This is a genomic window from Phyllobacterium trifolii (genome assembly GCF_014192095.1).
Classification (GTDB): domain Bacteria; phylum Pseudomonadota; class Alphaproteobacteria; order Rhizobiales; family Rhizobiaceae; genus Phyllobacterium; species Phyllobacterium trifolii.
In genome coordinates this window covers 18,474-39,706 of the sequence record NZ_JACHXN010000004.1, presented here as the reverse complement: position 1 = coordinate 39,706, position 21,233 = coordinate 18,474, and the positions used below count along the sequence as shown (strand labels likewise).

The window sequence follows — 21,233 nt, the reverse complement described above, 5'->3', positions numbered from 1 at the left end:
CGCTCGTTGTTTTCATGCATGAACAAAGCGCCCGTCAGGGGAACAAAGCGAACACCGCTTGGAGATATAGAATATGGCAACGAAGGCAAAGGAAAACGAAGAAGTAGAAGTCGAGCGCGAAGGCGCGCCAGACGGACCGCTTCTCGACCTTTCCGATGACGCTGTCAAGAAGATGATCAAGCTCGCGAAAAAACGCGGCTATGTAACGATGGACGAACTCAATGCAGTTCTGCCATCCGAAGAGGTCACTTCCGAACAGATCGAAGACACCATGGCCATGCTGAGTGACATGGGCATCAACGTTGTCGAAGATGACGAGCAGGACGCGGACGCTGAAGAAACAGACAACAGCGCCGACGAGGAAAGCGATGCCCGTGAGCTCGCTGAGTCGACTGGTACTGCCGTAGCGCCGACAACGACCAAGAAAGAACCGACCGATCGCACCGACGATCCCGTCCGCATGTATCTACGCGAGATGGGCACGGTCGAACTGTTGTCGCGCGAAGGCGAAATCGCCATTGCCAAGCGCATCGAGGCTGGTCGCGAAACCATGATCTCGGGTCTTTGCGAAAGCCCGCTGACCTTCCAGGCAATCATTATCTGGCGCGAGGATCTGAACGAGTCGAAGATCCTGCTGCGTGAAATCATCGACCTTGAAACGACCTATGCGGGTCCCGAAGCCAAACAGGCTCCGGTGATCGAGCGCGTCGAGGAGGAAAAGCCTGCTGCGGCCAATGACCGGATGCGCAGCCGCCGCGACGATGACGATATCACCAATGTTGGCGGTGACACGCCCATCGAAGAAGATGATGACGAGGATGATGAGGCAAATCTGTCGCTTGCCGCGATGGAAGCCGAACTGCGTCCGCAGGTCATGGAAACGCTCGACGTTATTGCCGATACTTACAAGAAGCTGCGCAAATTGCAGGATCAGCAGGTGGAGAACCGCCTCGCTGCTTCCGGATCGCTGTCGCCGAGCCAGGAGCGCCGCTACAAGGAACTCAAGGATCAGCTGATCAAGGCGGTCAAGTCGCTATCACTGAACCAGAACCGTATCGAAGCACTGGTCGCCCAGCTCTACGACATTAACAAGCGTCTCGTTCAGAACGAAGGGCGCCTGCTGCGTCTGGCCGAATCTTACGGGGTACGTCGCGAGGACTTCCTCAAGGAATATCAGGGCAACGAGCTCGATCCGAACTGGTTGAAGGCTGTTTCAAATCTGACGACGCGCGGCTGGAAAGAATATACCAAGAACGAAAAAGAGACGATCAAGAACCTGCGTACGGAAATTCAGAACATGGCGCAGGAAACCGCCATTTCGATCTCGGAATTCCGCCGCATCGTCAATCAGGTGCAGAAAGGCGAACGTGAAGCCGCGCTCGCCAAGAAGGAAATGGTCGAGGCAAATCTGCGTCTCGTTATTTCCATTGCCAAGAAATATACCAACCGCGGTTTGCAGTTCCTCGATCTGATCCAGGAGGGCAATATTGGCCTCATGAAGGCGGTCGACAAGTTCGAATACCGTCGTGGCTACAAGTTCTCGACCTATGCGACCTGGTGGATTCGTCAGGCGATCACCCGTTCGATCGCCGATCAGGCGCGCACCATCCGTATTCCGGTGCATATGATCGAGACGATCAACAAGATTGTTCGGACATCGCGCCAGATGCTGCATGAAATCGGCCGTGAACCGACACCTGAGGAGCTGGCTGAAAAGCTCGCCATGCCGCTTGAGAAAGTGCGCAAGGTGCTGAAGATCGCCAAGGAACCGATCTCGCTCGAAACGCCGGTTGGCGACGAGGAAGATTCGCATCTCGGCGATTTTATCGAGGACAAGAATGCGCTTCTGCCAATCGACGCTGCCATTCAGGCCAATTTGCGCGATACGACAACGCGGGTACTGGCTTCATTGACACCGCGTGAAGAACGCGTGCTGCGCATGCGTTTCGGCATCGGCATGAACACCGATCACACGCTGGAAGAAGTTGGCCAGCAGTTCTCGGTGACCCGCGAGCGTATTCGTCAGATCGAAGCCAAGGCACTGCGCAAGCTGAAGCATCCGAGCCGCTCCAGAAAGCTGCGTTCGTTCCTCGACAGCTGATATTCTGAAGTGTGATTGTAAATAAAAAGCCCGGCCAAGTGCCGGGCTTTTTGTTATGCAGTTCGTTCAGAGCGATGGCTCTTCGGCCTTCTTGTCGCCCTTGTCCTTCACCATCAGCTTGTCGATATAGGCGAGAAACAGCGCCGAGAACACGAAGGCGAGGTGGATCACGGTGAACCATGTCAGCTGTTCGGTACTGAACTGGGTCAGATTCAGAAAGACCTGCAGCAAATGGATCGACGATATGGCGACAATGGTCGATGCGACCTTGATCTTAAGCGATCCCGCATCGATTGTTCCAAGCCAGTGAACTTCATCGGCTTGATCGAAGCGACTGACGAAATTCTCATAGCCTGAAATGATGACCATGACGACGAGGCTGGCGACCAGCGCTGCATCGATCAGGCTGAGCATTTTGAGGATAGTATCGGTTTCATTGAGGGTGGTGACTTTGGATACGAAGTCCACCAGCTTGCCGGCGAAAGAAAAAGCGTAGATTGCAAGCGCTGCGGCAAGGCCAAGGTAGAAGACGACCAGGAGCCAGCGCGAAGCGAGGATGATGTTTTCGACGAAGATTTCAAGACGTTTCATAAAATAAGGGTCCGGTTGAACAATCGGGCTCAGCTCAACAAATAGGCAGGACGGAGCTTAACTCAAGCAACTAACATAAAAAACCCGGATCAAAGTCCGGGTTTTTCGTTGGAGGGCCGGTGTCAGTTGCTGGCTACCGGGGCAACCAGCGGTGTAATGCGGCGAATGGCGACGCGGCGGTTTTCTTGTTCCGGGCCGTCGGCTTTGATCTTGAGATATTGCTCACCATAGCCCTGAGTAGCCATGTTTTCCGGCGGAATATCGAAGACATTCGTCAGAGCCTGGGCCACGGATTCCGCCCGCCTGTCCGAAAGGACAAGGTTTGCCTGGTCGGACCCGACTGCGTCGGTGTGACCCTCGATCAGGAAAGTCTCGGCCGGGTTCTTCTTGAGGATTTGTGCCATGGCCTTTGCAACGCTTTCAATGTGGCTGATCTGGTCTTCGCCGACATCCGCAGAGCCGAACTGGAAGGTGATTGTATCGAGATCGACGCGGCGAACCTTGTCGCGGATGCGTGCCGAGCGCTTGACCTCGTCGATCGAATAGATGCGTTCGACCCGTTCCACAGGCGGCTGCTCGAAAAAATCGTACACCTCTTCCTGAGGTGCCTCTTCCGCGTCCAAGATATACTCGCGAACGGGAATGTTCAGTGCGAGCGGCGGCAGGTCATCACCTGGATCACGCCATTCCTGACGCTCCTCGCGGTCGTAGTCGGGCGTATATGTCAACACCACCTCGTGGCCGTCCGGCATGACGCGAGAGCGTCGGATCACATCGCCATAGCGATTGCGGATCGTGACAATCTGCACGCCATTGTCGCGAACGATGATCTCTCTCGTACGGTTACGAGGCAAGTCTTCGTAATAAATGTCCTTCGAGTCGCGCGACATACGTGGCCGGTCGGAGCTCTCGACATAGACGTTATTGTCGATATTGACGACCGTCCGGTCTCCAAATTTCTTGACTACCTGTACATCTCCTGGACGCTCATCAGGCCTGCGGTCCTTGGTGCGGGTACCTTTTTCGGTGAGGACGGAATCGATCTTGACGGGAGCAAGCTCCTGTTGAACATCCGCATCATTCTTCGGCGGGGCCGCTGCGACGGCAGGCTGCCCGGCAACGGGTTTTTGATCCGCCGGTGTTTCGGCTGTTTGCCCTTGCTTGGGTTTATCGGGAGTCTCGCCCGCGGGTGCCCGTTTTGCGCTATCGAGTGCTGGAGCAGCGTTTTCCGGTAACGGTGAAGCTTCCTGCTGCGCAGCTTTGCCGGTAGCTGGATCGACAGGCTTGGCTTCCTTGGTGGTCGGCTCTGCAGGCGCCGCCTGAGAAGGCTGTTCAGCGGTAGCGGGCGAATCGGGTGCAGGAGCTGCCGGCGTTTCCTTGGCAGCCTTATCAGTTGCCTTCTTCGCTTCTTCGGCAGCCTTGTCGGTTTGCTTGTCCGCCGCTTTCTGAGCACTATCGGTCTTCTTGCGAGCTTCTTCCTCGGCGGCTTTTTGCGCTTCAGCAGCCTTGTCCGCTTCCTGCTCGGTCGTTTTCTTGACCTTTTCCGCCTCCTTGGCTGTTTGCTTCTCGGCCGCCTTTGCGGCATCGGACTCTGCCGCTGCCTTCTTTCGCGCGTCCTCTTCTACAGCTTTTTGCTGTTTGGCAGCTTTGTCGGATTCTGCTTCGGTAGCCTTTCTTGCTTTTTCGGCCTGCTGCGCCGCTTCCTTTTCGGCAGCTTTTGCAGACTTGGCTTCTTCAGCGGCTTTCTGTTTGGCTTCTTCTTCTATCGCGTTTTGTTGTTTCGCGGCTTTGTCAGCTTCCGCATTTGCAGCGCGCTTTGCCTCTTCGGCCTTCTGTTCATTTTCCTTTTCGGCAGCCTTGGCGGCTTGATCGGCCTGATGTTTCGCCTGCTCTTCAGCCTTCCGCTGTTCCTTCGCTGCGGCTTCTGTTTCATCAGCGGCACGTTTCTTTGCTTCTTCTGCCTGGTGGTCGCCGCCCTTGTGTTTTTTCAGCTCCTCGACAGGTTCTCCCGCCTGAGGCGCGGTCTCTTCCGCCTGTGCCAGCATTAGCGAGGGTACATTGCTGTTTGAGTAGATGAAGGGCCGGTTAATCGGGGCTTGTTCAGCCATTGCCGCCGGTGAGGAAAAGAGAATCGCCGTCGATGCAAAAAAGAGTGCTGTCCGTTTCATGTTCATCCCTGTCTCGCGTTTCTTGTCGTTGAAACACGTCAAATGTTTGTGATCGCAACCTTGTTCCCGTTTGTGGCAACCGTTTGTCCGGTGCGATCCCGATTAGCAATGAATGAAGGATTGCAGGGGCAGCCTGTATCTCAAGTGAAGACGCTGTTCATCCCGCGTTCATGTTTAAAACGTGGACGCGGCGGCGTCCGGGATGTATTTGAGCCGCATGCCTCAAGAACCGTTCTGGAAAACGAAGACTCTGGACGAGCTGAACCGCTCGCAATGGGAGAGCCTGTGCGATGGCTGCGGACGCTGCTGCCTGCATAAGCTGGAAGACGAGGATACAGAAGAAATCTATTTCACAACAGTGGCTTGCACCTTGCTGGATGCCGGTACGTGCCAGTGTTCAGACTATATACATCGCAAGAAGAAGGTGCCGGATTGCGTATTCCTGACACCGGAGATCGTCCGGACAGTCGATTGGTTGCCGGAGACGTGTGGTTACCGTCTGATCGATGAGGGGAAGGATCTTTATTGGTGGCATCCGCTTGTTTCAGGGAACCCCGAAACAGTCCATGAAGCCGGGATCTCGGTGCGTGGCAAGATCACCGCGTTCGATCACGAAATGAAAGAGGACGAAGATTATTTTGATCATATGATGCGGGAAAAATTGCCATCCTGAGCGATTTCCAAGTGAACGCTGTGTGAATGAGGCGTTGAGGATTTGTTCAGATCGTCTGTGGAACAAAGGGCGCCTGTCCGGTTTTCAGAATGTCTGAAAACACTTCCCCAATTCCCGGACAATCAAACAGGAGAACGCTCATATGGCTAGTCTTTCACTCAAGTTGCTTGCAGTCGGTGCTGCAATCAGCATCGGTGCCATCCTCGGCGCAAACACATCGTTCGCGGCACCAGCCTTTGCCTCACCGATCGGGGTCCAGCATGGCACAACTTCCGCGCCACTCGTCGATGTCCAATATCGCTATGGCCATCGCCCATATCGCGTTTGCACTCCGGGTCAGGCTGCCAGCAAGGCAAGCCGCATGGGGATCCGCAACCCACGGGTAGTTGTTAATCGCAACGTTGTTCGTGTAACTGGATGGAAGCGGGGTCTACGCACTGCCGTTGTATTCGCCCGTGCACCAGGCTGCCCGATCATTCGGTAAGGTATTTGCCAATAAGCAAAAAGGGTGCCGACTGGCACCCTTTTTCATTTCCAAGAATTGATCAGGTCAATTCTTCAATTCGAACGTGACGTTGACATTCACATTGTAGGTGTTTTCGCCCGCAGCCACAGGAACTGAATCCGCGGGTGCGGCCGCCATCATCTTGGCTTGGCCCATCGGCATCGGGCGAGGGCTGTATGACTGCTCGCTGATCTCGAGCACTTTGCCGAGACCAACACCTGCAGCTTCCGTCAGGGTCTTCGCCTTGGCCAATGCGTTTGCAACGGCGTTCTTTCGAGCTTCTTCTACAATTGCCTCGGGTTTGTCATTGGTGAAGGTGAGGTTGCCGCCCTGATTGACGCCAAGCGTCACGGACTGATCGAGAATGTCGCCAACCTTCTTCAGATCACGTACGCGTACAGTCAATGAGTTGGAAACAGCGTAGCCAACAATCTTCGGCGCTTCCGGCGGTTGTGTATTATCCTTGTTGTCCGGGTAGACATAACGAGGCTCGATATTGAAGCCTGACGTCTGCAGGTCGCGTTCGGCGATGCCTGCCTTCTTCATTGCGTCGAGTACCTTGGCCATGGCTTCATTGTTAGCCGTCAGCGCTTCGCGCGCGGTAGGCTTCTCCTGCAGCACCACCAATGAAATAATGGCCATGTCCGGCGCTGATGCTGCTTGGCCCTCGCCAGTAACGACAATGCGTGGACGCGGTGTTTCGTCGGCCAATGCGGCGAACGGCACTGCCATCATTGCGGTTGTCGCAAAAGCCAGGCTCAGAAATTTCGATGTCATGGATATCTCCCCGAATAAGATGGAGCTGCTGCGTCGCAGGTGATTATGGGTGGATTAGGGCAAAAGGCAAAACATTCGAAGACCTATGCATTTTATGCATCCAAACAGTTTCTGAGGCGTTTCCTTTGCAACTAAAGGAGCATGACATGTCTGGTAGAGAACCCAAAAACAGTCCTGAACGTATTGAGCCCCGGGAACCGGCATCGAATATGCCCATCGAAACGCCGGACTTAGACGATATCGGAACCGGCGAAGCGGAGATGCAAGCCGACGATGAGCTTGCCATTCTGGGTGAACGGCAGGTGGACCCGGAAGATGCAGGACTTTCGGAGGAAGATGACGATAATCCATACCAGGAAAGCGACGAGGCCTTGCCCGACGATGATGAGGAGGCGGAGATTGCACGCGATCCGGAACGGGAAGGGCACCGCTTCGAGTGACCGGCGCCCGCGAGGGTCGAATCCGCCTGCGGTATTCCTGTTCTCATTCTGCACATAGGTCTTGACTAAAATACAAATGTTCAATATTCGATGTCTTGATTGACCAGCCTCGAAGTCCCCATCAGAGGCCGGCACAGGGAGGCATTGATGGCTACGAATGTTGCATTGACGGGATTGGCGCGGGATATGCAGGCGCGGGCGGATACGGGCCCTCCGATCCGCATCGGGCTGATCGGTTCGGGCGAGATGGGCACCGATATCGTCACGCGTGTGGCGCATATGCCCGGCATCGAGATCGGGGCGATTTCCGAACTCAATTTGCCCAACGCGATCAAGGCCGTCGACATCGCCTATCAGGAAGAAGGCCATTCGCGCGAGGTGTCGAATGCGTCGGCGCTTACCGCGGCGATGGAAGCCGGCAAGATCGCCGTCACCAATGATGCCGATCTGATCCTTGAGAATGACCTGATCGATGTGGTCATCGATGCGACCGGGGTGCCGGCGGTCGGGGCCGAGATCGGCTTGAAAGCAATGGAACACGGCAAGCATCTCGTCATGATGAATGTCGAGGCGGATGTGACCATCGGCGCGTACCTCAAGAGCGAGGCCGACCGGCTCGGCGTCACTTATTCGCTGGGGGCCGGCGACGAGCCTTCCTCGTGCATGGAGCTGATCGAATTCGTCTCGGCCATGGGCCATCCGATCGTTGCCGCGGGCAAGGGCAAGAACAACCCGCTCAACATCGATGCGATACCCGACGATTACGAGGAAGAAGCCAGGCGCCGCCACATGAATGTGCGCATGCTGGTCGAATTCGTCGATGGCTCGAAGACCATGGTGGAGATGGCGGCGATCGCCAATGCCACCGGGCTCGTGCCCGACAAGCCGGGCATGCATGGCCCAGCGGCAACGCTCGACCAGCTGTCGAAGGTGCTCGTGCCGGAAAAGGACGGCGGTGTGCTCTCAAGGGTTGGTGTCGTCGACTATTCGATCGGCAAGGGTGTGGCCCCGGGCGTGTTCGTCGTTGCCGACATGTCGCATCCGCGCATATCGGAGCGCATGGAAGACCTGAAGATGGGCAAGGGTCCGTATTTCACCTTCCACCGGCCCTATCACCTGACTTCGCTCGAAGTGCCGCTGACTTGCGCCCGCGTCGTGCTTTACGGCAAGGCCGACATGGTGCCGCTGGCCAAACCGGTTGCCGAGGTCTGCGCCGTGGCCAAGAAGGATTTGAAACCCGGCGACAGGCTCGATGCGATTGGCGAATATTGCTACCGCGCGTGGATCATGGCGGCGGGCGAAGCGCGCGTCGCCGGTGCCATCCCCTGCGGCCTGTTGCAGGGCGGCAGCGTCACGAAAGCCATCAGGAAGGGCGAGCTCATCACCAGCGCCAACGCCGCCCCCGCGCAAGGCTCCAAGATCGTTGAACTGCGCGCCCGCCAGGACAAACTGGTTTATGGGGCGTAAGCCTCGAAAGCGCCTCTAAAATCAGACAGGGAGTGCCGATATGGCAGCCGCCAGAAATTCAAGCGCCAAGCGCCATGACGATGGTAGCAACCTTCCCTTCGCGTTTCGGCATTATCCGCCGGAGCAGCTGAAGGAAGCACTGCGCAAGATGTATCTGATACGCCGCTTCGAAGAGGGCGCTGAGGAGTCCTATACGCGCGGTCTTATCCACGGCACCATGCACCTGTCCATCGGTCAGGAAGCGAGTGCCGTCGGCATTTCCATGCCGCTCGCCGAAGATGACATGATCACCTCGACGCATCGCGGTCATGGTCATTGCATCGCCAAGGGCGCGGAAGTTTCGAAAATGTTCGCCGAGTTTTTCGGCAAGGAAACCGGATACTGCAAGGGCCGTGGCGGCTCCATGCATATCGCCGACGTCTCCAAGGGCAATCTCGGTGCGAATGGCATCGTCGGTGGCGGTATCCCTATTGCCGTAGGCGCCGCTCTGTCCGCAAAGAAGCAGAAGAACGGCAAGGTCGTCATCTCCTATTTCGGCGACGGCGCCAACAATGAGGGCGCATTTCACGAAGCGCTCAACATGGCTTCAATCTGGAAGCTGCCGGTGGTTTTCGTCTGTGAGAACAATGGCTATGGCATGTCCACATCGACCAAACGTTCAACGGCTGTTGCCAATGTTGCTGATCGCGCGGTCGCCTACAACATGCCGGGCGTTGTCGTCGATGGCAACAATCTCTCCGATGTCGCCGAAGCCTCGCACGATGCGGTAGAACGGGCGCGCCGGGGTGAGGGGCCGACCCTCATCGAGTGCAAGACCTATCGTCATCGTGGTCATTCGAAGAGCGACCGCAACCGCTACCGGACAAAAGAAGAGATCGAAGACTGGATCAGCAATCGCGATCCGATCCAACTGTTCGAAGATCAGCTCAAGGAATTCGGTTTCGTCAACGACGCCGACATCGACGCGATCCGGACAAGCGCCGAGGCGGAGATTGCCGAGGCCATCGAATTCGCCAGGAACAGTCCATCACCTACGCTCGATAATCTGACACGCGACGTTTACACGGTTGAAATTTAATGGACGAGATAATCCGCGAGCTGAGCTATTCGCAGGCAATCCAGGAAGCCATGGCCATTGCCATGGAGGCCGATGACCGCGTGTTTCTGATGGGCGAGGATATCGGCGTCTACGGCGGCGCTTTTCAGGTGACGGGTGACCTCGTGCATCGTTTCGGTGAAGATCGGGTGATGGATACGCCCATCTCCGAGCTTGGCGGTGCGGGCGTTGCCGTTGGTGCGGCCTTGACCGGAATGCGGCCGATCTTCGAGTTCCAGTTTTCGGATTTCGCCGCGCTGGCGATGGAACAGATTGTCAATCAGGCGGCCAAGATTCGCTATATGCTCGGCGGCGCTGTCTCGGTGCCTCTGGTGATGCGCTTTCCCGCCGGCTCCGGTACAGGGGCGGCGGCGCAACACAGCCAAAGCCTTGAAGCGTGGTTTGGTCACGTACCTGGCCTGAAGGTTATCCAGCCGTCAACGCCGTATGATGCCAAGGGCATGTTGCTCGCGGCCATCGAAGACCCGGATCCCGTCATGATTTTCGAGCACAAGCTGCTCTACAAGATGAAGGGTCACGTCCCGGAGGGGCATTATACCGTGCCGATCGGCAAGGCTGCTGTCGTACGCGAGGGAACTGACCTGACCATCGTTGCTTCGGCCATCATGGTGCACAAGGCGCTGGAAGCGGCGCGTGAGCTCGAGAAAGAAGGCATCAATGTCGAGGTCGTCGATTTGCGCACCGTACGTCCGATGGACAAGGAAACCATCATCGCCAGCGTCAAAAAGACATCGAAGCTGATGTGCGTCTATGAAGGCGTGAAGACGCTCGGCATTGGAGCAGAAGTCAGCGCGATGATCGCCGAAAGCGAAGCCTTCGATTATCTCGATGCGCCGATCGTTCGTCTGGGTGGTGCGGAAACGCCTATTCCCTATAATCCGGAGCTCGAGAAGGCGACGGTGCCGCAAGTGCCCGGTATTCTGAAGAGCGCTCGCGATCTCGTTAAAGGGATACGTTAAGCCATGCCCGTCGAGGTGATCCTGCCCAAGGTCGATATGGATATGGAAAGCGGCCAGATTTCGCGCTGGTACGCCAAGGATGGCGATGCTGTCACCAAAGGGCAAGTGCTGTTCGAAATCGAGACTGACAAGGCAGCGATGGAAGTGGATGCACCGTCGTCGGGCATTCTGCGCAATGTCACGGCGGTGGAGGGGACGACAGTTCCTGTGGGCCAGGCCGTAGCGTGGATCTTTGCCGAAGGTGAGACCTACGCGGCTGCGGCACCAACAAACACTGCAGATGCACCGGCAGTTGTTGCGCCAGAGGCAAAGCCTGCGGCTGTATCAAAAGAAACCGCGCCTGCAACGACGGCAACGACCGCTGACAAAGCTGACGGAGTTCGTGCAACACCGCTTGCCCGGCGGGTTGCCAAGGAAGCCGGCATTGATCTGACGTCGGTTTCAGGGTCTGGACCGAAGGGACGCATCCAGAAGAAGGATGTCGAAAATGGCGTTGCGCAGGGTGCGGCCGTTGCGAAGCCAGTTGTACAGGTTCGCGAACCTGCCATTCAAGCCGGTGCTCCGCTTCACGCGGCATGGCTGCGTGAAGGCAAAAATTCGGCGTTGGCGCCGCTTGTCCTGATTCATGGGTTCGGCTCCGATCTCAACAGCTGGAGGCCGATGCTGGGGGGTGGCACACTGGATAATCCGATCCTTGCCATCGATCTGCCCGGTCATGGCGCTTCGCCGCACACCATCCCGGATGATCTGCATGCGATTGCCGAATTAGTTGAACAAACCGTTGCTGCCTATCACTCCGGACCAATCATCCTGGTGGCGCACTCGTTTGGCGGCGCGGTCGCAACCGAAGTGGCTGCCCGAAGCCATCTCGACATTCGTGCGCTGGTCCTGATGGCATCGGCCGGACTTGGAGCTGAAATCAATGGTGCATTTCTGTCGGGGTTCGTCCGGGCCCGTACGGAGCCGAGCCTCGTCGCGTGGATGAAGCAGCTGGTTCAGGATGAAAGTCTTTTGACCAAGCCATTTGTCAGCGCAACGCTGGCTCAATCGCAGAATGTGGCTTTGCGCGACGCTCAGCAGCTCGTTGCCGACCGTTTTTTCGCTGACGGAACGCAGGTCATCGATGTCAGGCAGACCCTTGCCAACCTGACCATTCCGGTCCGTGTGATTTTCGGAGCAGCTGATCGGGTTATCCCGGCGACACACGCCACCGGGTTGCCGGGTGAGATCGCTGTGCATCTCTTTGCCGGGACCGGACACATGCCGCAGCTCGAACAGCGTGAAAAGATCATGCGGATACTGGCCGAAGTCAGCCGTTCGGTAGCGTAGCGTTACTTGGTTTCGGCGAAACGAGCGCGCGCTGAATGGCACTGCGAGCCGAAGCCAGATTGGGCATGATCCAGTTGGGCTCAGTGCCAAGGAACTTGTCGAGAAAGGCGATCGCTTGATCTGGAATCTCGCGGACGTTCTCGCGGTACGACCACCATGTGCGCAGATCGTCAGCGCATGCGTCGATCTTCGGAGCGATGCCGAATTCCTGTTCGCAGATTGCCGCGATCGCGCCGACACAGTAATTGGTATAGAGGAACCCTTCAGGCCAAAACGCGATAATCTCCTGCATTTCTGTCAGCTGCGAATTGCTCTGCTTGGGATAGCTTCGGACTGTTGCCGGTCCTATGGTGATAAGCTCTTTGAGCACAAGGCCCGCAGCAAAAATGATGAAATCCTTGCGATCAATCTGCGCATAGGACTTTTGTTGTTCAACCGTCTCGACCCAGTTGAGAAAAGCCTTCGTCAGTCTGGTTTCATCGATGGCAAATTGATAACCGTAGTGTTCCGCAATCAACGCGGCATTCTTGCGAAAAGCCATGCGAAACCAACGCAGTTGGCGAAGCCGGTGCCGTAAATCCGGCATATGGACCAATTCGTCTCTGAACAGAAAATCCATGCCTTCTCACCTTTAAATTCATTGTATCACGTCATACGCTGTGATGCAGCACAAGCCAAGTTTTAACAGAACCGAAATCATACATATTGACATTACAAAAAACAAATGTTCTATATTTTTTCGTTCGATCATAGCATATGTTTGCGGTCGGGCGTTGGGAGGTTGAAGACATGGCAATGTGGCAATGGGGATTGCTGGCCCTAGGGATTTTGTGGGCGCTGCAATCACTGGGCGTCTGGTACCAGATGCGCCACTACAGCGATGTGATGAAGGGCATCACTTCCAAATACAATGATGGTTTTGTTGGCGCGGGCAATGTTCGCGGCCGTTTTGGCAAGGGCGTGATCGTTCTCATTCTCGTTACGCCGGACCTCGTGGTTCAACGTTTTCTCGTGATGAGCGGCAGATCGGTTTTTGCGAAATTCAAGCGGCGCGAGGAGTTTGAGGGTATCTCGCTGAACGCATTGCGCACCGATCCTGTGATTACAGGTCTAGGAGAGCCGAATATCGCCAAGGCGGCGGAGCGTGCAATCGAACAGATAGACAAGGCCAGGGCAGAGCCGAAACGGCCCGGTCTAATCGGGATCAAGCCAGTCAACGCATAGGGACGGCCGTTTGGAAAACGGTCGATAAGGAGGAGGGAACATGTCAATTTTAACAATGCTGGCGCAACATGCCGACATCGCCGCGCACCATATTTCGGTGGCGGGATCGATGGTCTCGGATGCGGCGCTCCACGGCAAGCAAGCTATCACGCATGCGGGCAACGATCTTGTCGTGCTTGCGCAATCGACGGGTGATATCACTGTCGAGGAATTCAAGGACAAGCTGAAGAATGTCCAGCAGGAGGAGCAGCTCGGCTGGCTGACCCACATCGGTAAATACTTCATCGGTATCTTCCAGAAGGGCGGCGAGGTCTTCGCCGGATTTGTCACAGGCATCATCCCGACGCTTGTCGTGCTGATGACCGCATTCTACGCTTTGACGGAGCTTGTCGGCGAAGAACGCGTGCATGGCATCGCCCGGGGTGCGGGTCGTATTGCACTGACGCGCTACACCGTCTTGCCCGTGCTCTCCGTGTTCTTCCTTACAAACCCGATGGCTTATACGTTCGGTTCGTTCCTCGAAGAAAAGCACAAGCCGGCATTCTACGATGCAGCCGTATCCTATGTGCATCCGCCGCTTGGTCTGTTCCCGCACATTAACCCGGGCGAATATTTCGTTTGGGGCGGTATTCTCGTCGCGCTTCTCGAACTTGAGAAAAAAGGCGCGGTTCCCGTCGGCTATCACATCAACGTCGCCATCTGGTACGCGCTCGTTGGTCTGGTTGTCATCCTGCTCAAGGGCATGCTGACCGAGCGCATTACCGCCATCATGGCACGCCGTCAGGGCATTGAACTTTAAGTCGGGGCGGGAGAAGTAAAATGTCAAAGACCTATAAGGCAGTAAAAATTTCCAGAGGCAGTAATGGTTGGGGCGGCCCGCTTGTCATTCAGCTGACGCCTGAGCGTAACAAGGTCGTGTCCGTCACCGGTGGCGGCATTCATCCTGTCGCGCGCCGCATTGCAGAACTCACGGGCGGAGAGGCGGTTGATGGTTTCAAGGCGCCCCCGGTTGAAGGAGAGATGGGCGTAGTTGTCGTCGACTGCGGCGGTACGGCCCGCTGCGGTGTTTATCCACGCAAACGTATTCCGACCGTCAATCTGACGCCGGTCGGCCAAGCAGGGCCCCTGGCGCAGTTCATTACGGAAGATATCTACGTTTCAGGCGTAAAAGAGGCCAATATCGAACTTGCCGATGGATCACAACCGGCAGCAGTTGCAGGAGCAAGATCGTCCCAGGACTCGCCGCCCACGCCCGCAGAACTTGCCGCATCCATGGCAAGCCGGTCTGCAGCGTCGGACGCAGGCGAGGGTGGGTTGATAGGCTTTATCAGCACCATCGGGCGAGCCATGGGCCGCGTGGTCGGCATTTTCTTCAATGCCGGTCGCCGTACCATCGATCAGGTCGTGCGCAACGTTCTGCCGTTCATGGCGTTTGTGACCATGCTCATCGGCTTCATCCTTTACACCGGGATTGGCGATGTGCTGGCGCAACCAATGGGACCGCTTGCCAACAATATCGTCGGGTTGCTGATCCTTTCAGCCATCTGCGGCCTGCCTTTCCTGTCGCCGATTTTGGGACCGGGCGCGGTTATCGCTCAGGTTATCGGTGTGGCGATTATCGGACCGCAGATTGCCAACGGCACGATTTCACCGGCAATGGCTCTGCCTGCACTGTTCGCCTATAATACGCAGGTAGGTTGTGACTTTGTCCCGGTTGGTCTGGCGCTCGGTGAAGCCAAGCCCAAGACGATCGAAATCGGTGTGCCGGCGGTTCTGATCAGTCGCCAGATCATGGGGCCTGTATCTGTCGTTATCGCCTGGGTCGTCAGCCTGATCGTATTTTGAGTTCAATAAGAAGAAAAAGAGGTTCGCCATATGTCAGTCCTATTGAAAACACGGGTAATAGCCGTCGGACCTGAGGTGGCGGATCTTGCCGAGGGAGGCGTCGTCATCCTGTTTGCGGATGGCGCGCCGCCTGAGCTTGCAGAGGTTTCGATCCTGCATGCTGTCGAGGGTCAGCCTTCTGACGAGACACCGCCAGTAGGGGCCGTAATCCATATTGGCGATGTATCTGCCAGCATCACCGGTATTGGCGACTATGCCTGGCAGAAGGTCAAAGATATTGGACATGTGGTCATTACGTTCAATGGGTCCGATCAAGTTGAACGCCCAGGCGAAATTTGCGCATCGGAAATCGATACGGCTGAATTGGTATCGGCGTTGAAAGTTGGAACGACGATTACCATCGGGTAATGAATTATCGAAGAGAGATTTGAATGGAACGCTCGACAATAGTGCGGGTGCATGACGGATTGCATGCGCGGCCAGCCACAAGATTTGTCAAACTCGCAAAGGGTTTCGAATCAGATATCGAGCTGATCAAGGCCGACAAATCCGTTAGTGCCAAGAGTTCCGTGAAGTTGATGCTGCTAGGCGTCAAAGAAAACGAGACAGTTACCGTAAGGGCGAGTGGTGCGGATGAGATCGAGGCAATCGAGGCACTGATCGGATACCTTGAAGATCCGCATGCAGGCACGGCGGAAGAGGAACGAGCTGAAAAAGCATCTGCCGAACCTGCGCTTGTTCAGCTCAAGGCCTACTCGACAAATTCCAATACCTCAGCCACGGGCAAATTGCGCGGGGTTGCTGCCAGTGAAGGCTTTGCCATCGGGCCAGCCTTCGGCTTTTTCCCGGGGGAAATCAAACATGAAAACCGCCTGCTGGCAGCGGACGAAATACCGGCAGAAGCCGGCCGGCTGACCCAGGCTTTTGCGACCGTACAGCATCGCATGGATATGTCATTGGCCGCGACGGATCTCGCAGAAAGCGACCGCGGTATTATCGCTGCTCTCAAGGATATTGCCTGTGACGATGAACTCACACAGGCTGCGGAAGCGCTGGTGAAGGAAGGCATGGATGCTGTTTCTGCCGTCATTGGCGCTACGTCAAGAATTGCGGCGGATTTCGCTTCAATGGATGATCCTTACCTTAATGCCCGAGCTGACGACGTGAATGCAGTCGGGCGTCAGATTTGCCTCGCGCTACTGGGGCAGGACGATGCCAATCTCGAGGCCATCCCTAACGGTGCAATTCTGATCGCCGACGATATCGGCGCGTGGGATCTGGCCCGCGCGCCTTTGAAGCGCATTGCCGGTGTGATATGCGGCCATGGTGGCGCTACATCGCATGTCGCGATCATTGCCCGTGCGCACGGAATCCCCGCGGTTCTCGGGCTTGGACATTCCGTGCAGGAATTGCAGCAAGTCAAGAGCGTGGCGCTGGATGGCAATAATGGTGATGTCTTTCCCGATCCTGACCAGATGACGACCGATCGTTTCCATGCGCAAATCGGCGTGGCGGAAACGGAAAGGCAGGCGTTGAAAGCTTATAAGGATATCGTACCGAGGCGTGCTGACGGCACTATCATCGAGATCGCAGCCAACCTCGGCTCCCTGGAGGAGATCGAAGCGGCGCAGGAAGCCGGTGCCATGGGCGTTGGCCTGTTTCGCACCGAACTGCTGTTCATGCGGCACATTCACCTGCCATCGGAAGATTTGCAGACCGAAACCTACGCGACGCTTGCCAAAGCATTCGCGCCACACCCTGTGATCGTTCGTACGCTGGATATTGGCGGCGACAAGCCGATATCCGGTATTGATTTTCCGGATGAAGAAAACCCGTTCCTGGGCTGGCGCGGTATTCGGATGTGCCTGGACCGCCCGGATGTTTTCAAACCGCAATTGCGTGCGCTGCTGCGTGCCGCCGTGCATGGCAACATCAAGGTCATGTTGCCGATGGTCTCGGATCTTGGCGAAGTTCGCGCTACGCGCAGCCTGATCGACGAGTGTGCCGCAGAACTCAAAGCAGAGGGGAGGGACTACGCGAATTTCGACCTCGGTGTCATGGTCGAGACACCAGCAGCCGTCATGATTGCACCCATGCTGGCCAAAGAGGTTGCGTTCTTTTCCATCGGTACCAATGACCTGACCCAATACATCATGGCGGCTGATCGCCTCAACCCGACTGTCGCAAAGTTGAATGACGTGACGCATCCGGCCGTGATGGCAGCGATCGAACTTACGGCGAAAGCTGGTGTCGAGGCTGGAATCATGGTCGGTATGTGCGGCGAAGCCGCAGGCCGCGCTGATCTCATCCCGGCATTCGTCAATATGGGGCTGACGGAACTCAGCATGAGTCCGGCATCCATTCAACGCGCAAAAAAATGCGTTTGGGAACTAGAGCAAGTTTTGTCTATTTAGAGTCGTTCTGCCGGAGAGAATTCGGGACAAGGTCAAGGGGTTTGGCGAGGCCGATGTTTATCCATCGGACGATGCCGAAGCCCCATGGATTTGGCCCGAATTCACCCGGCAGAACGACTCTAAATAGACAAAACTTGCTCTAGGGCAGGTGGGGAATCAAAAAGGCGAATAGATCGGACAAGGCTTTTATCTTATCCGATGCGCCGATTGCCTGATCGAATTTGTCCCCGCGGGCTTGTAGAGCCAACAACGCGCTCTCGACCAATCTTTCATCGTCCGGTTCATGATCCGCATAGGTGGCAAGACCGATCGCGAGGGCGATTGCGGAAAAGCACGAATACTGGGTGTCCAGATCCGGCTGCTGCCCGCCATATCCGGGCAATGGCAAATGCGCCGATTGATATTGCGATTGCAACTCGATCGCCAGCCAGGCGCATACCTCTGCAATGTTATTCAGATCGCCGTCCTTTGCGCCGAACAACAAAGCCGCATGACGGCGAATCACCGCTGCATGGACGGATGCGAATGTTGATTCGTGAATGAGCGCATTATGCGATCCCAAAACGCTCAAGATACGCTTCGTCAGGTAATATACGTCGCGCCGGAACAGCGCCTCACCTTTGCCGGCATCAGCGGGAAAATAGACATCGAGACTGCGCGCTTCGATGGTCGTCGAATGGGCAGCCGGATCCTGTGAAACCAGGGAGATCGAAATTGTCTCTGCGGCAGTCAAAGCCTTGTCCATGGCGCGGGCGGCCTTACCGAACAAGATATCGGGCAGATCCTGAGGCACGGGCTGGCGATCTTGCCGACTTGCCCTGATCAGGTGGCGTACATCGCGCAAGCGGTCTTTCAAACTGACGACAATCTCGCTTGAAATATCCCGGATCATGATGGCGTACCTTTGCGCGCAGGTGGATAATCGTTTGTACCTTTTTTTCTTGGCCTGCTAAACAACATTCTCGTGAGATGTAGTGTGAAGGTCGCCCTGGCTTGATGCAGCATTGCTGCTTTGAAGGAACGGGAGCGATCAAAGGGGGGATGATTGAGCGATCGACGCAAGCGAACGAATGGTACGACGAAGAGCCTCCAAAAGACTCCTCTGGATGTGGGGCAGCCGGACACCAAAATCAGCCGGATGCGCATGCGCGCCGCCTGGATGTACTATATCGAGCAGATGACGCAGAACGAGATCGCCGAAATCCTCGGCGTCGGACGTGTGACCATTGTGCGCATGCTGGCCGAGGCTCGGGCGCGCAACGAAGTCAAGATCGGAATCCAGGGCTATCTTTCGGATCTCGTCGCACTGGAAAGGCAGGTGGAGAAACAGTTCGGTCTCGACAAGGTGATCATCGCGCCACTGTCCCATCCGGACAACGACCCGATCCCCGCGATAGCGGCTGCCACGGGAGATTATCTGTCCGGGATTGTTAGCAATGGCATGCGCGTCGGCGTTGGTTGGGGGCGGACGCTTCTCAACACATTGTCCTATCTCGAAGCACGGGCGCTTGAGAACTTTACGGTTATCTCGCTGCTTGGCGGAATCAGCCAGCCGCGGCGCTTTAATCCGGCGGAATTTGCCTGGCAATTCGCACAGTTGTTCCAGGGCGATGGCTATCTCATTCCCGCTCCTGCCATGGTGGACAGTATCGAGACGAAAACCGCCTTGATTGAACGCTGCGGCCTCAAAAGCGTGTTCGAGATGGCCGAGGACCTTGATCTCGTTCTGCTCAGTGTCGGCGCTATCGAAACGGCCTCCAGCACGCCCTACCACATCGGCTTCCTTAATCAGGGCCACCAATCTTCTCTGGCGGAACGCGGTGCCGTTGGCGATCTTCTGTTCCATTTTTACGACAAACACGGTCGGCTGGTGGACCATCCCATCCATGACCTCGTCATGTCCGTAGGCATCGACACGGTGCAACGCGTGCCGGCGCGGGTATTAACGTCTGGCGGCAAGGAAAAGATCAGGGCGCTTTATGGCGCGATGGCCCTCGTTCGTCCGACAGTGTTCATCACCGATGAGGAAAGTGCCCGCCGCTTGCTGGTGCTCGCCGAACAGGAAAAGGGTTGAGCTTTTGCTTGCAATTTCCGTTGGAAATCAAAACAAGAGTGCCGGGTAACCCACGTCAGGGATTGCATTCGCGATTTTTCCCGTTATTGATCGCGGGAGACGCGCGGCCAGTTCCACTGCGTCTGATTTCAGGTGGGGCCTGTAGCTCAATTGGTTAGAGCCGGCGGCTCATAACCGCTTGGTTGGGGGTTCGAGTCCCTCCGGGCCCACCAACAATTTCAAAGGCTTGGCGAGAAATTGCTGAGCTTTTTTGTTGTCCTGGAATTCTGAGGCAACGTTTGGGGCAACATCTGACATGCTTCGATTTCGCTCTTCCGATGACTGGCAAGAAACTATTCCTCAAAAAAATGCCGAAAGTGTTCGACGACGAGTCGTACATGGCGCGAGAAAGAATTTACAAATGGAAGTTAGGAAGAACGTATGATCCCAAAAACTAATCCAGGCCGAGTTCTTGGTGGCGCGTTTGTAGCTCTCATTGCAGCACTTCTGCTCCCCGCCGTTCTAGGCGACAAGACCTCCGATCGATGGGTTCGTTTCATCTACGACTACCAGACGCTTCTTACGAGCTCTTGAAGTCAGGGCAAAGCTTGCGCTTTAGGTCGGCCATTTACTCCGCCGATGACAATAATCTTGTGAAAAATCCGATACTAGGGCACAATTTGTGAACACATCCGAAGTGCGGCGCTGTTTCAAATACGCCCGTCTCGCGCCGAGTGAACAGTTCGTGTTGGAGGCTCGGCGTCGATGGATCAGGGGTTCTTTCTTCTGTTCGCTACGGTGTCCGTGATGACGGCCCTGGCGGTGGTCTTGGCGCGGAATCCGGTTCACAGCGCATTGGCGCTGATGGCGTGCTTCCTGCAGATATCGGCAATCTTCGTCCTGCTTGAAGCGCCGTTTCTCGCGGTCATCCAGATCTTCGTCTATGTCGGCGCGATCATGGTCTTGTTCCTGTTCGTGATCATGATGATCGATGTGCGCGAAGCCGTGTTGCAACGGTTCGTGCCGGGCGGCAACCTGCCGGCTCTGGTGCTGGTCGCCTTGCTTGGGTGCGAGATGGTTGCCCTGGTGCTCTGGAGTGACCGCTTTGCGGTCGCGGAGCCTGCAGCTATGGGCGACGGCGATAATATCAGGCAGCTCAGCACAACACTTTTCGCCGACTATCTCCTGCCGTTTGAAGTTGCCTCCGTCATCCTGCTGGCGGCTCTGGTCGGCGCCATCGTGCTGGCACGGAAGGAGTCGGGGTAATGGTTCCGCTCTGGTGGTACATTTTGCTCGGAGTGGTCCTGTTCGTGATAGGAGCAGCGGGCGTGCTGCTCAGGCGCAATATTCTCGTCGTCCTGATGTCGCTCGAATTGCTGCTCAATTCGGTCAACATCAACTTCATCGCTTTCGGGCGTTACTACCACGATTTCCGCGGACAGATCTTCGCGATCTTCGTCATCGCAATCACCGCGGCGGAGGTTGCCGTCGCCCTCGGCATCCTGGTCGCCCTCGTGAGGAACAAGTCCACCCTCAAGGTCGACGACGTGACCATGATGAAAGGATAGCG

Annotated in this window: 22 protein-coding genes and 1 tRNA gene; 18 read left to right on the top strand and 5 right to left on the bottom strand. The window is 56.2% G+C overall.

Going from position 1 to position 21,233, the window contains the following annotated elements:
* The first annotated feature begins 73 nt into the window (after nucleotides 1–73).
* On the top strand, nucleotides 74–2,101 hold the full coding sequence (gene rpoD / locus FHS21_RS07250) for an RNA polymerase sigma factor RpoD (RefSeq protein ID WP_112530729.1): 2,028 nt from the start codon (nucleotides 74–76) through the stop codon (nucleotides 2,099–2,101).
* 66 nt (nucleotides 2,102–2,167) lie between these two features.
* On the opposite strand, the gene FHS21_RS07245 is transcribed toward rpoD, so the two are convergent.
* A complete protein-coding gene (locus FHS21_RS07245) occupies nucleotides 2,168–2,692 on the bottom strand; it encodes a TIGR00645 family protein (protein ID WP_112530730.1) in 525 nt (174 codons plus the stop codon).
* Between the two features lie 122 nt (nucleotides 2,693–2,814).
* Entirely contained in the window at nucleotides 2,815–4,860 is a 2,046-nt protein-coding gene (locus FHS21_RS07240) for an OmpA family protein (protein ID WP_246410911.1), read from the bottom strand.
* Between the two features lie 217 nt (nucleotides 4,861–5,077).
* Here FHS21_RS07240 and FHS21_RS07235 point away from each other — a divergent pair, with 217 nt between their 5' ends.
* Entirely contained in the window at nucleotides 5,078–5,533 is a 456-nt protein-coding gene (locus FHS21_RS07235) for a YcgN family cysteine cluster protein (RefSeq protein WP_112530765.1), read from the top strand.
* A gap of 142 nt (nucleotides 5,534–5,675) precedes the next feature.
* Complete coding sequence (locus tag FHS21_RS07230; RefSeq protein WP_162701956.1) at nucleotides 5,676–6,017, top strand: antifreeze protein; 342 nt, start codon at nucleotides 5,676–5,678, stop codon at nucleotides 6,015–6,017.
* Nucleotides 6,018–6,083: 66 nt separating this feature from the next.
* Here the strand turns inward: FHS21_RS07230 and FHS21_RS07225 are convergent, their stop codons facing one another.
* Nucleotides 6,084–6,773, bottom strand: coding sequence for an SIMPL domain-containing protein (locus FHS21_RS07225; protein ID WP_376772079.1), 690 nt, complete (start codon nucleotides 6,771–6,773; stop codon nucleotides 6,084–6,086).
* 188 nt (nucleotides 6,774–6,961) lie between these two features.
* Between FHS21_RS07225 and FHS21_RS07220 the strand changes: the two genes are divergently transcribed.
* The 5 genes from FHS21_RS07220 (at nucleotide 6,962) to FHS21_RS07200 (ending at nucleotide 12,127) form a co-directional block, all read left to right on the top strand.
* Nucleotides 6,962–7,255 (top strand): hypothetical protein, encoded by a 294-nt coding sequence (locus FHS21_RS07220; RefSeq protein ID WP_112530732.1) that lies wholly within the window; start codon nucleotides 6,962–6,964, stop codon nucleotides 7,253–7,255.
* Between the two features lie 147 nt (nucleotides 7,256–7,402).
* Nucleotides 7,403–8,722: an NAD(P)H-dependent oxidoreductase gene (locus FHS21_RS07215; RefSeq protein WP_183661542.1), complete on the top strand. Its 1,320-nt coding sequence runs from the start codon at nucleotides 7,403–7,405 to the stop codon at nucleotides 8,720–8,722.
* A 40-nt stretch (nucleotides 8,723–8,762) separates the two neighbouring features.
* Complete coding sequence (locus FHS21_RS07210; RefSeq protein ID WP_112531719.1) at nucleotides 8,763–9,800, top strand: thiamine pyrophosphate-dependent dehydrogenase E1 component subunit alpha; 1,038 nt, start codon at nucleotides 8,763–8,765, stop codon at nucleotides 9,798–9,800.
* Nucleotides 9,800–10,798, top strand: a complete 999-nt coding sequence (locus FHS21_RS07205; RefSeq protein ID WP_112531720.1) for an alpha-ketoacid dehydrogenase subunit beta — start codon at nucleotides 9,800–9,802, stop codon at nucleotides 10,796–10,798. The genes FHS21_RS07210 and FHS21_RS07205 overlap by 1 nt, the downstream gene beginning before the upstream one ends.
* Before the next feature lie 3 nt (nucleotides 10,799–10,801).
* Nucleotides 10,802–12,127, top strand: a complete 1,326-nt coding sequence (locus tag FHS21_RS07200; protein ID WP_112531721.1) for an acetoin dehydrogenase dihydrolipoyllysine-residue acetyltransferase subunit — start codon at nucleotides 10,802–10,804, stop codon at nucleotides 12,125–12,127.
* On the opposite strand, the gene FHS21_RS07195 is transcribed toward FHS21_RS07200, so the two are convergent.
* Nucleotides 12,108–12,746 carry a hypothetical protein gene (locus FHS21_RS07195; protein WP_112531722.1) on the bottom strand — a complete coding sequence of 213 codons (639 nt, stop codon included), beginning with the start codon at nucleotides 12,744–12,746 and terminating at the stop codon, nucleotides 12,108–12,110. The two genes, FHS21_RS07200 and FHS21_RS07195, sit on opposite strands and share 20 nt — an antisense overlap.
* A 170-nt stretch (nucleotides 12,747–12,916) precedes the next feature.
* Here FHS21_RS07195 and FHS21_RS07190 point away from each other — a divergent pair, with 170 nt between their 5' ends.
* From FHS21_RS07190 to ptsP, 5 genes are read left to right on the top strand one after another with little or no spacing between them, the layout of a single operon-like run.
* Entirely contained in the window at nucleotides 12,917–13,351 is a 435-nt protein-coding gene (locus tag FHS21_RS07190; protein ID WP_112531723.1) for a transcriptional regulator GutM, read from the top strand.
* 40 nt (nucleotides 13,352–13,391) lie between these two features.
* A complete protein-coding gene (srlA, locus tag FHS21_RS07185) occupies nucleotides 13,392–14,150 on the top strand; it encodes a PTS glucitol/sorbitol transporter subunit IIC (protein ID WP_112531724.1) in 759 nt (252 codons plus the stop codon).
* A 20-nt stretch (nucleotides 14,151–14,170) separates the two neighbouring features.
* A complete protein-coding gene (gene srlE / locus FHS21_RS07180; protein ID WP_112531725.1) occupies nucleotides 14,171–15,196 on the top strand; it encodes a PTS glucitol/sorbitol transporter subunit IIB in 1,026 nt (341 codons plus the stop codon).
* 30 nt (nucleotides 15,197–15,226) lie between these two features.
* Nucleotides 15,227–15,604, top strand: coding sequence for a PTS glucitol/sorbitol transporter subunit IIA (locus FHS21_RS07175; protein WP_183661540.1), 378 nt, complete (start codon nucleotides 15,227–15,229; stop codon nucleotides 15,602–15,604).
* A gap of 23 nt (nucleotides 15,605–15,627) precedes the next feature.
* Complete coding sequence (gene ptsP, locus FHS21_RS07170; protein ID WP_112531727.1) at nucleotides 15,628–17,610, top strand: phosphoenolpyruvate--protein phosphotransferase; 1,983 nt, start codon at nucleotides 15,628–15,630, stop codon at nucleotides 17,608–17,610.
* Between the two features lie 139 nt (nucleotides 17,611–17,749).
* Here ptsP and FHS21_RS07165 read toward each other — a convergent pair whose 3' ends face one another.
* Nucleotides 17,750–18,502, bottom strand: coding sequence for a hypothetical protein (locus FHS21_RS07165; RefSeq protein WP_112531728.1), 753 nt, complete (start codon nucleotides 18,500–18,502; stop codon nucleotides 17,750–17,752).
* 153 nt (nucleotides 18,503–18,655) lie between these two features.
* On the opposite strand from FHS21_RS07165, the gene FHS21_RS07160 reads away from it, so the two are divergent.
* The 5 genes from FHS21_RS07160 to nuoK all read left to right on the top strand — a co-directional run bounded on the left by FHS21_RS07160 (nucleotide 18,656) and on the right by nuoK (nucleotide 21,231).
* Complete coding sequence (locus FHS21_RS07160) at nucleotides 18,656–19,684, top strand: sugar-binding transcriptional regulator (protein WP_376772071.1); 1,029 nt, start codon at nucleotides 18,656–18,658, stop codon at nucleotides 19,682–19,684.
* A gap of 135 nt (nucleotides 19,685–19,819) precedes the next feature.
* Nucleotides 19,820–19,896 (top strand) — tRNA-Ile (locus tag FHS21_RS07155).
* Between the two features lie 208 nt (nucleotides 19,897–20,104).
* On the top strand, nucleotides 20,105–20,257 hold the full coding sequence (locus tag FHS21_RS07150) for a hypothetical protein (protein ID WP_183661538.1): 153 nt from the start codon (nucleotides 20,105–20,107) through the stop codon (nucleotides 20,255–20,257).
* 171 nt (nucleotides 20,258–20,428) lie between these two features.
* Nucleotides 20,429–20,929, top strand: a complete 501-nt coding sequence (locus FHS21_RS07145) for an NADH-quinone oxidoreductase subunit J (RefSeq protein ID WP_183661536.1) — start codon at nucleotides 20,429–20,431, stop codon at nucleotides 20,927–20,929.
* A complete protein-coding gene (gene nuoK, locus FHS21_RS07140) occupies nucleotides 20,929–21,231 on the top strand; it encodes an NADH-quinone oxidoreductase subunit NuoK (protein WP_112531730.1) in 303 nt (100 codons plus the stop codon). The genes FHS21_RS07145 and nuoK overlap by 1 nt, the downstream gene beginning before the upstream one ends.
* Nucleotides 21,232–21,233: the final 2 nt, after the last annotated feature.